This is a genomic window from Aeromonas sp. ZOR0002 (assembly GCF_963866995.1).
GTDB lineage: Bacteria > Pseudomonadota > Gammaproteobacteria > Enterobacterales > Aeromonadaceae > Aeromonas > Aeromonas caviae.
Map to the genome: position 1 here is coordinate 1 of NZ_CAWMFQ010000244.1, position 9,529 is coordinate 9,529.

10 protein-coding genes and 1 pseudogene are annotated in these 9,529 nt (G+C 55.5%); 6 read left to right on the plus strand and 5 right to left on the minus strand.

All coding sequences use genetic code 11. The annotated features are described in order from the left end of the window. From thiE to thiH, 5 genes are all read left to right on the plus strand, one after another. On the plus strand, nt 1–1,162 hold a 1,162-nt coding region (gene thiE / locus AACR77_RS13710; protein WP_042878369.1), incomplete at its 5' end, for a thiamine phosphate synthase. Then, entirely contained in the window at nt 1,152–1,931 is a 780-nt protein-coding gene (locus tag AACR77_RS13715; protein WP_042878372.1) for a HesA/MoeB/ThiF family protein, read from the plus strand. The genes thiE and AACR77_RS13715, both read left to right, overlap by 11 nt. A 2-nt stretch (nt 1,932–1,933) precedes the next feature. Beyond that, complete coding sequence (gene thiS, locus AACR77_RS13720) at nt 1,934–2,134, plus strand: sulfur carrier protein ThiS (RefSeq protein WP_039040452.1); 201 nt, start codon at nt 1,934–1,936, stop codon at nt 2,132–2,134. Nucleotides 2,135–2,219: 85 nt separating this feature from the next. Beyond that, complete coding sequence (locus AACR77_RS13725) at nt 2,220–2,987, plus strand: thiazole synthase (protein WP_042878373.1); 768 nt, start codon at nt 2,220–2,222, stop codon at nt 2,985–2,987. Then, entirely contained in the window at nt 2,984–4,255 is a 1,272-nt protein-coding gene (gene thiH, locus AACR77_RS13730; protein WP_042878375.1) for a 2-iminoacetate synthase ThiH, read from the plus strand. The genes AACR77_RS13725 and thiH overlap by 4 nt, the downstream gene beginning before the upstream one ends. Nucleotides 4,256–4,535: 280 nt before the next feature. Here the strand turns inward: thiH and AACR77_RS13735 are convergent, their stop codons facing one another. From AACR77_RS13735 to AACR77_RS13755, 5 genes are all read right to left on the minus strand, one after another. Next, a complete protein-coding gene (locus tag AACR77_RS13735) occupies nt 4,536–5,897 on the minus strand; it encodes an AAA family ATPase (protein WP_081999303.1) in 1,362 nt (453 codons plus the stop codon). Further along, nucleotides 5,897–7,045 carry a DUF262 domain-containing protein gene (locus tag AACR77_RS13740; protein ID WP_081999304.1) on the minus strand — a complete coding sequence of 383 codons (1,149 nt, stop codon included), beginning with the start codon at nt 7,043–7,045 and terminating at the stop codon, nt 5,897–5,899. Before AACR77_RS13740 ends, AACR77_RS13735 begins: the two co-directional genes overlap by 1 nt. 264 nt (nt 7,046–7,309) lie before the next feature. Then, nucleotides 7,310–7,864, minus strand: coding sequence for a GNAT family N-acetyltransferase (locus AACR77_RS13745; protein WP_042878379.1), 555 nt, complete (start codon nt 7,862–7,864; stop codon nt 7,310–7,312). Between the two features lie 32 nt (nt 7,865–7,896). Continuing rightward, a complete protein-coding gene (locus tag AACR77_RS13750) occupies nt 7,897–8,328 on the minus strand; it encodes a GNAT family N-acetyltransferase (RefSeq protein WP_042878381.1) in 432 nt (143 codons plus the stop codon). 122 nt (nt 8,329–8,450) lie between these two features. Further along, nucleotides 8,451–9,083, minus strand: coding sequence for a Vat family streptogramin A O-acetyltransferase (locus AACR77_RS13755; RefSeq protein WP_042878382.1), 633 nt, complete (start codon nt 9,081–9,083; stop codon nt 8,451–8,453). Between the two features lie 223 nt (nt 9,084–9,306). Here AACR77_RS13755 and AACR77_RS13760 point away from each other — a divergent pair. Beyond that, nucleotides 9,307–9,529 (plus strand): annotated as a pseudogene (locus tag AACR77_RS13760) (penicillin-binding protein activator LpoB); the annotation flags it as partial.

A 9,529-nucleotide genomic window follows, 5' to 3' on the forward strand; every position in this document is an offset into this window, starting at 1 on the left:
TCTGTCGCTCATCACCCCCAACGGTCCCGAGCTGGAAGCCCTGACCGGCCTGCCCGCCACCAGTCCCGAGCTGGTGCGCCTCGCCGCCCGGCGGCTGCGCGAACTCGGCGCCCGTGCCGTGCTGGTCAAGGGGGGCCACCTTGAATGGGGCGGGGATCTCTGCCTCGACTACTACCAGGACGAGAGCCGCGAATTCTGGCTCGCCGCGCCGCGCCTCGATACCCGCCACGGTCACGGCACCGGCTGCGCTTACGCCAGCGCCATCGCCGCCGTGGTGGCGCAGGATTATCCGGTGGAGGACACCATCACCCTGGCGCGTGCCTACCTGCAACAGGGGCTGGCGGCGGCGCAGGGGGTGGGGGCAGGCCCGGGCCCCATCGCCCATCTCGGCTGGCCCGCTGACCTTGCCCACTTCCCCCGTGCCGTGCTGGCGGGATCACCGCTCGATCGCCGCTTCGGATTGTATGAAACAAGCAGCGCCCGTCTGCCGCAGGGCCCCTTTGCGCCGACCGAACACAACCTCGGCCTCTATCCGGTGGTGGACTCGATCAAGTGGCTCAAACGCCTGCTGGGGGCCGGGGTCAAGACCATCCAGCTGCGGATCAAGAATCTGCCCGCCACAGAGGTGGCGCCGGCCATTCGTGATGCGGTCGCGCTCGGTCGCCGCCATGGGGCGCGGCTCTTTATCAACGACTACTGGCAGCAGGCCATCGAGGCGGGTGCCTGGGGCGTGCATCTGGGGCAGGAGGATATGGAGACCGCCGATCTCGCCGCCATTCAGGCGGCGGGGCTGCGCCTTGGCATCTCCACCCACGGCTACTTCGAGCTGATGCGGGCGCGCGAGCTTGCCCCCTCCTATATCGCGCTGGGCCATATCTTCCCGACCAACACCAAGGCGATGCCTTCGCGCCCGCAGGGGCTGGTGCGGCTGCATCGCTACCGCGCCCTGATGGCGGACTGGCCCACGGTGGCCATCGGTGGCATCAGCGAGGAGCGGGTGGCGGCGGTCAAGGCAAGCGGGGTCGGCAGCATTGCGCTGGTCTCGGCCATCACGGCGAGCGATGACTGGCAGGGCGCGACCGAGCGGCTGCTCGCTGCCGTGGGGGCGGGGGATGAACCGCGCTCGGCCTGCGTGATACGGGAGGCAGAACATGCGCTCTGATGCCGCTTCTCTCAGTGACAAAGAGTATCTGCGCTACGGCCGCCAGCTGATGCTGGCGGAAGTGGGGGAAGCAGGTCAGGCGCGGCTGAAAGATAAATCCGTGCTGATCGTGGGCCTCGGCGGGCTCGGCTCGCCGCTCGCCCTCTATCTGGCCGGGGCCGGGGTGGGCACCTTGTGGCTCGCCGATGGTGACACGGTGGATTCCAGCAACCTGCCGCGCCAGATCCTGTTCGATAGCGAGGCGGTCAACCACTCCAAGGCGGAGCTGGCCCGCGAGCGCTTGGCCGCCCACAACCCGCTGGTGGAGCTGATTGCCATCAATCAGCGGCTCGATGCTGCCAGCCTGCCGGCGTTTGTGGCCGAGGTGGATCTGGTGATCGACTGCTGCGACAACCTCGCCACCCGCCAGGCCATCAACGCTGCCTGCGTGGCCCAGGGCAAGCCCTGGGTCTGTGCCGCCGCAGTGGGCTGGCAGGGGCAGCTGATGGTGCGCACCAGCAGCGATCACGCCTGCTACGCCTGCCTCTACCCGGCGGATACCGAAATCAAAGAGAGCTGCCAGAGCAGCGGCGTCACCGGCCCCCTGGTCGGGGTGATGGGCTCTTTGCAGGCGCTGGAGGCACTGAAACTGCTGCTCGGGATGCCGAGCCCGGTGGCGGGCACATTGCGCCGGTTCGATGCGTTGACCCATCAGTGGCAGACCCTCACGCTGGCTCCCGACCCCGATTGCCCGGTTTGCGGCAGCACCCACCCGGCTCAGGAGAATTAACCATGAAGATCCGATTGAACGATATCGAGCTGACGCTGCCCACCGGCCAGCGCCTGACTGAGCTGCTGGCGGTGCAGGAGATTCCCCCTCAGGGGGTAGCGGTGGCCCTCAACGGCGCCGTGCTGCCCCGTGGCCGCTGGGCCGAGACCCGTCTCAATGACGGGGACGAACTCCACCTCTTCACCGCCATTGCCGGAGGCTGACCCATGATGCTCGCAGTCCCATCTTCGCGTGTTCTGCCTTGCGGCGGCACTTCATCTCTTCTTACCACTGTGGCGGGAGGCTGACATGCTCAAGATTGCCGATCACACCTTCTCATCGCGCCTCTTTACCGGCACCGGCAAGTTTGCCCGCCCGGAACTGATGGCCGCCGCCATCGAGGCGAGCGGCTCCCAGCTGGTCACCATGGCCATCAAGCGGCTCGAACCGGGCAAGGCCCACGACGATATCCTCACGCCCCTTCGGAAACTCGGGGTCAAGCTGCTGCCCAACACCTCGGGGGCCAAGACCGCCGCCGAGGCGGTATTTGCCGCCCACCTCGCCCGCGAGGCGCTGGGGACGAACTGGCTGAAGCTGGAGATCCACCCCGATCCCCGCTACCTGCTGCCAGACCCCATCGAGACGCTCAAAGCCGCCGAGCAGCTGGTGAAAGAGGGCTTTGTGGTGCTGCCCTACTGCGGTGCCGACCCCGTGCTGTGCAAACGGCTCGAAGAGGTGGGTTGCGCCGCCGTGATGCCGCTGGGCGCCCCCATCGGTTCCAATCAGGGGCTGGTGACCCGGGAGTTTCTCTCCATCATCGTCGAGCAGGCCAATGTGCCCGTGGTGGTGGATGCGGGGATCGGTGCGCCAAGCCACGCCGCGGCCGCCTTTGAGCTGGGGGCCGATGCCGTGCTGGTCAACACCGCCATCGCGGTGAGCGGCGACCCGGTCGCCATGGGCCGCGCCTTTGCGCTGGCCTGCACTGCCGGGCGCAGCGCCTATGAAGCCGGTCTCGGCGCCCGCGCCCTGCAGGCCCAAGCCTCCAGCCCGCTTACCGATTTTCTGGGGGCGCTATGAGTCAGCATGCCAATGACCCCACCCCGACCCTCCCCTTGCCAGGGGAGGGAGTGTCGACTCCGCCCTCTTGTGAAGTAGGAGATCGGGGGGGCGGATTAACACCTCCCCCTTGTGAAGGGGGAGGCCGGGAGGGGGTTGAGAGAAAGTCGGAGAGTTTTCTCGATAGTTGGCAGGAGCTGGAGTGGGACGATATCGGCATGCAGATCCGTGCCAAGACTGCCGCCGATGTAGAGCGGGCGCTGACTACCTCCCGCCGCACCCTGGCCGACTTTATGGCGCTGATCTCCCCGGCCGCCGAGGCGTATTTGCCGCAGATGGCGGCCGAGGCCGAGCAGCTCACCCGCCAGCGCTTTGGCAACACCATCGGCTTCTATGTGCCGCTCTATCTGTCGAACCTCTGTGCCAACGACTGCACCTACTGCGGCTTCTCCATGAGCAACCGCCTCAAGCGCAAGACCTTGAATGCAGAGGAGATTGAGCGCGAGTGTCTGGCCATCAAGGCGCGCGGTTTTGACAGCGTGCTGCTGGTGACCGGCGAGCACGAGCACAAGGTGGGGCTCGCCTATTTTCGGCAGGTGTTGCCCATCATCCGCCGTCACTTCAGCACGGTGGGGATGGAGGTGCAGCCCTTGTCCGAGGCCGAATACGCCGAGCTGAAAACCCTCGGCCTCGATTCGGTCATGGTCTATCAGGAGACCTACCACGCCCCCACCTATGCCCGCCATCACCTGCGCGGCAACAAGCAGGACATCGCATGGCGCCTCGCCACGCCGGATCGGCTGGGCCGCGCCGGTATCGACAAGATAGGGTTGGGGGCGCTGATCGGTCTCTCCTCGGACTGGCGTGCCGACAGCTACTTCGTCGCCGAGCACCTCGCCTGGCTTGAACGCCACCACTGGCAGAGCCGCTACTCGCTCTCCTTCCCGCGCCTGCGCCCCTGCACCGGGGGGTTGGAGCCGGAGGTTGTGATGTCGGATCGCCAGCTGGCCCAGCTTATCTGCGCCTGGCGCCTCTTCTCGCCGACCCTGGACTTGTCCCTCTCCACCCGCGAGTCGGCCACCTTTCGCAACGGCGCGGTGCGCCTTGGCATCACCCAGATGTCGGCCGAGTCGCGCACCCAGCCGGGTGGCTATGCCGAGGGGGATAAAGAGGAGCTGGAGCAGTTCGCCATCCACGACGACCGCCCGGTGGGGGAAGTGGCCGCCGCCGTGCGGCAGGCAGGGTTGCAACCGGTGTTCAAGGACTGGGAGCCGTTTTTGGGTCGCTAACGACGTTTACACCTGTGATAACAGACAGCAGCAAGCAGATCGGAGGGCAGATCCCCGCCACTGCTTGCCGCTTTGCTTTGCCTGCGGCCACAGGATTGTCTCTCTGGTGTAACGATGGCTCTTGATATCGTTTCACCAATGCTGGAGTTGTGTAGAGGTATTGCTATTAAATATCTAAAATAACCCGATGTGCTGTAAGTAACTATCCAAAGCCAGCCTTTTGGATAGGTTGCGGTTAATAAGTCCTCTAGTCGATATAATAATGGCTGATTAAATGTGGTCAGACCATGCTTTTTATTCTTTGCAAGAATGCCATTACAATTTCTTTGTTATTTTCTTTCCATAGCTCAATTCCCTTTAAAAAAAGCTCAAATTCTGAAACATTAGTGTCGGTACTCATGTTTTTGAAAAAGTCATGATGGTCATTACCTTGTGCCTTGCGTAAGGCTCCTAATATAGCCATCTTATTTTCGAACAAATTAATGTAGTCAGCATTTTTTATATTTATAATGTTAATTACTTCTTCTTCTGGAGAGTCTTTGCCTGGCAGCGATATAGAAACAGCAGATACATCCTGAGGTATTCCATCCTTACCTTCTTGATTTATATCGGCATCATAACATAAAACGAAATCGATACTGTCCGTGTTCAATATTCGTTTATATATCTGCGATAGATCTGACTCCCCATTTTTTGCTGTTAATATATATATGTCTCTAGTGGGGTGTAGTTCTGATTTAAATATCATATTGTGCAAAAATAATTTTGCTTTATTATCTTCAACTATGAAAATTATTGGTGATTTAGTTTTTAAACCCAGCTCAAAAACTTGGGGATCTGTATGTGTACCATCAAAAAACAAGAACTCTTCGCCATTCAATTTCTCGACCCTGAGGGTGGTGCCTATAGATAGTTTGTATACAATGTCTCTTGAGTGTGTTGCTATGATCGTCTGGCGGGTAGAGTAATCAACTATGCTGACTATCAAGTCAATAAGGCGTTGTTGAGCGCTTGGGTATAAATAGGTTTCCGGTTCATCGATGACAATATGCTTATCTTCGAGTTTAAATACGATATACCAATAAAGTAATATGCAGTAAATCTCACCATGCGATAGAGTGTAAATATCCCTAATGCCATTAGTATCCTCTGCTTTTATAAATATAATCTCTTCTTCAAAGCTATCTATTTCGTATACCGATATGTTAAGGAATGTTGAGGATAAAACATAATTTATTCCAGATAATGCATCATCATCAAAAATAGTAGGGTGATATTGTAGTAGAGTCTCAGCTAATAATTCTTTATTTTCTTGTGGAAGATATAAGGTACATTTTGATTTTGTATCAACTACAGTATCAGATGGTGAAATGTAACAAAACAACTTACCGTGACTTATGTCAATAGTATTGTTTAAAAACGTTAAACCCTGTGTTTCCTCACCGATACTGTCACTAATTGTTTTTAAGAAATTTGTTTTTCCTGAACCATTTATTCCATATATTAGAAGTGATGATTTTATTTTCACTTCTTGGGCTGGAAATATCTCAGATGTGCAAGATATTTTAGTTATCCCAACATTTCCTTTGGAGTGGAAAACTTTATTATATTTTTTTTCAAGCTCAGCTTTCCTCATCTCCATTATAAATCCCCCCAGCCGTAATCTATTAATATATCATGTATATTTATGCTGTTTTCTTGATCGTAACGATATGTTTCGATCAAGTTTATAGTTTTTTTAGTACGCCTGAATATACTGTTTGGTAAGCAGTCCGGTACAACTTCAAATGCAATGTAATGTATGAAGAAATGACGGTATATAATTGATTTGGAGTCATTGACTCCGGTGCTCAATCGGGTTATATATTCTTTTGCTAGGTAGTCTCTTAAGCGATAGTTACTTAAGATAGAATTTCTAGATTTAACTATTTTTTCATGTGTTGCTAAAATTTCAGTTAGCTCAGATTTCGTTCCGTCAAATGATGCCGCAATGAAAATGAGTAATGAGAAAAGAGAAGGTTTATTTAACTTTACTTTCCCCAGTTCTTTTATAGATGAACTTATTATACTTAATGAATCCTCAGTCCTCTCTAAGCTCAATTGAGTGAATCCTTCACTACCTCTATATTTTTCTGTCAATTCGGCATCATTTATTTTCTTACTAATGCTATTTCTATCTAGACAATATAATACGCGAGATATTACATCATGGTATGCAAGTCTTGTATTGTTAAAGCCTATGGAGTTAATATTTAAATTATACATATCCTCCATGTCGTCAACAAGTTTTTTCGTCGAGCTTCTTGCTTGACCAAAAAAAGTATTTCTTTTTTCAGCTGATGTTAGACTGACATTCTGGTTTAATCTAAAAAATAGTTCGAAGGGTTCGGATTCCTCATATTCTTGTATGACAAATATACGAAGGACAAATCGATGAAAATCTTTCTGTGCCATACGTGGGAATTGATCGAAATACAATCCATCGAGTTCGATAAGATGTTCGCTTTTGGGGGACAGTCTCCCATTAAATCTGAATTTGTTATTGTAGAAATCCTCGATTGCGCGTAGACGCTGATGACCATCTAGAACTTCTTTTGGTTCACCATAGTCTTTCTTTATTAAGAAAATAGGTGGTATTTCCCATTTTCTCATTATGGTATCTATTAAAAGTTGTTTTTTAGATATATTCCAAACGTCACCGCGCTGAAACTCAGGGTCTAGATCGATATCCTTATCCTCGAGTTGATATAAGATAGACCGAACATCAGGAAATACTGGTTCAAGTATCATTAGTTATCCCTTATTTTACCATTAAGTGACATTATAATGTGAGTTTGTTTACCGAACAATAAGTTATGGGGTTTCATGCCTCGATGGGTTGAAAAAGTCATTGTCTGTTAGCAATATCTATCGTCTTCAATGCAGGGCGCCTAAGTCGCTAATCAACAGAAGTTTTCGTCGACAGAGTTCCACCGCTGAGGCCTCACTTTGTGACAAAGGGGGGGCTAATGCTTTCGTTGGCTAGCGTTCATCGTTAGTTATTGATGTCACAGGTCAGTTTAATTTCCTATCGCTGGGCAAAAGCGAATAGATATGCGCATCAAGAGGCTGGCCATGAAGAAAGATGCGATTCCTTGCCCGGCACTCAACGGTTGCCCCTGCGGCGATGGCAATCGCTTCGCTGGCGTTGTTGCCAACCCCCACCACGATCTCCAGCCGAAACAGTCCCAACTGTTGAAAGCCGAAATCACGCAGCAGGGCGACCGCCTGTCGGGCGATGCCGCAGCCCTGGCGGGATTGCCGCACCCAGTAACCGATATTGCCGTAGCGGTGATGGGGCGACAGCTGGTTGATACCAGCCCCACCCAAGAGCTGGCCGGTAGCGGCGCAGAAAATGCCCATATCAAAGGCGCGTCCCGCCGCGCGATCCTGATCGCAGGCGGCAAACCAGGCCAGCGCCTGCTCCCGGTTGAACGAGGGAGTGCACCAGCTCATCCAGCTGCCGACCGTCTCGATGGATTGGTGGGCCGCGCGGACAAACTCGTCGGCATCGCCCGCTTCGAAGGGGCGGATCACGATATTGGCATTGGCAAGGTGCTGGAATGTCATCACTTGTCCTGCTTTTTCATCTGGATGATTGGTCAGGACTTTTCGGTGGCAATTCGCTTAAGCCCCATACCAAGACTGGCAGGCGCCGTGAGCGAGAAACCGAATTGTTGATAGAGCCGGTACGCCTCCCCATCTGCCAGCAAGCTGACATAGCCTGACTCCGGTACCTCGCGGGCGATATAGTCGGCGATCTCCGTCATGATCTTTTTGCCTACCCCTTGACCCTGATATTCAGGCAGCACAGCAATATCAACCACTTGATAAAATGTCCCGCCATCTCCGATGATGCGGCCCATGCCGATGGCGGTCTGGCCGCAAAACACCTGGACGGCAAACAGCGTATTGGGCAGACCACGCTCTGCGGCTTCAAGCGTCTTTGGGCTGAGCCCGGCTGCGGTTCGAAGATAGCGATAGGTTTCGACGGGCGGTGTTGAGTGGACGACAGTGAAAGCGGGTGTGGTCATGTTGATAACTCCAGTGGGACCTGATTGTTTTAAATTCCATGTAACGCACTGATCTGGTGATGGATCCGTGCTCTCCAGGGCTGTAGGGGGAGGTTCTCCCGATGCCTCCAGGTGGGCGGCCATCACCCCGCCCTCTCCAACTCGTCCATTTCCCCGCCGCTTATCAGAGGCAGATGGCGGCTGATCCGCTCCACCGGCCAGTCCCACCAGGCGAGGGCGTTGAGACGGGCGATGGTGTCGTCGTCGAAGCGATAGCGGATCACCTTGGCGGGGTTGCCGCCGACCACGGCGTAGTCGGGCACGTCCGTGGTGACCACGGAGCGGGCGGCGATGATGGCGCCGTTGCCGACTTTGACCCCTGGCATGATCAGGGCCTCATAGCCAATCCAGACATCGTTGCCGATGACGGTATCGCCCTTGTAGGGGAGGCTGCCCGGGGCGGGGGCGGCGCTCTCCCAGCCGTTGCCGAAGATAAAGAAGGGGTAGGTGGAGAAGCCGGAGGTCTGGTGGTTGGCGCCGTTCATGATGAACTTGACCCCGCGGGCGATGGCGCAGAACTTGCCGATGATGAGCTTGTCGCCGATGAAGGGGAAGTGGTAGAGGACGTTGCGCTCGAAGCCCGCCGCATCCTCCGGGTCGTCGTAATAGGTGTAGTCACCCACCTCGATATTGGGTCCCTTGATGGTGTTCTTGATAAAGCACACCTGGGGGAAGCCGTTCATGGGGTGGGGGTTGGCGGGATCGGGTCCGTGCATGGGGGGCTCCTCTGGGGTCCGGGCTCTGGCTACCCTAACGGAATCGGGTGGAGCCTTGCCACCCTTTTGTGCCCTCCGCTTCGCCAGTCTCTGTCGCCCCCTGCCCATGTGCGCATCGACCCGGGGCGGGTTTGTCTCTAGCATGGAAGGGCGGCGGAGTCTGGCTCCGTCAAAATGGATGATGGACGAAGTGCGCCTTGCACACTTCTGGCGGAGAGAAAAGATGAAGCTGCGTTCCTTGTTGATGGTGGGTGCCCTGCTGCTGGGCGGATGTGCGGTCAATCCCTATGGGGGGACGCCTGCGCCGGTCGGCGAGCCGGACAAGCCGGTGACCAAACCAGAGAAACCCGTGGCCGAGCCTGACAAGGCCGAGCCGGTGCCTGCTCCCAAACCCGTGGCACCGACGGGGCTGGCGGTCGCCCTGGCCGATGACTTCCTGAAGGCTG

What these genes read in the sequence shown, in the direction of transcription:
- AACR77_RS13750 (WP_042878381.1), bottom strand. Translation starts at nt 8,328, where the DNA reads ATGACCACACCCGCTTTCACTGTCGTCCACTCAACACCGCCCGTCGAA.
- AACR77_RS13740 (WP_081999304.1), bottom strand. Translation starts at nt 7,045, where the DNA reads ATGATACTTGAACCAGTATTTCCTGATGTTCGGTCTATCTTATATCAA.
- thiS (WP_039040452.1), top strand. Translation starts at nt 1,934, where the DNA reads ATGAAGATCCGATTGAACGATATCGAGCTGACGCTGCCCACCGGCCAG.
- AACR77_RS13725 (WP_042878373.1), top strand. Translation starts at nt 2,220, where the DNA reads ATGCTCAAGATTGCCGATCACACCTTCTCATCGCGCCTCTTTACCGGC.
- AACR77_RS13735 (WP_081999303.1), bottom strand. Translation starts at nt 5,897, where the DNA reads ATGGAGATGAGGAAAGCTGAGCTTGAAAAAAAATATAATAAAGTTTTC.
- AACR77_RS13715 (WP_042878372.1), top strand. Translation starts at nt 1,152, where the DNA reads ATGCGCTCTGATGCCGCTTCTCTCAGTGACAAAGAGTATCTGCGCTAC.
- AACR77_RS13745 (WP_042878379.1), bottom strand. Translation starts at nt 7,864, where the DNA reads ATGACATTCCAGCACCTTGCCAATGCCAATATCGTGATCCGCCCCTTC.
- thiH (WP_042878375.1), top strand. Translation starts at nt 2,984, where the DNA reads ATGAGTCAGCATGCCAATGACCCCACCCCGACCCTCCCCTTGCCAGGG.
- AACR77_RS13755 (WP_042878382.1), bottom strand. Translation starts at nt 9,083, where the DNA reads ATGCACGGACCCGATCCCGCCAACCCCCACCCCATGAACGGCTTCCCC.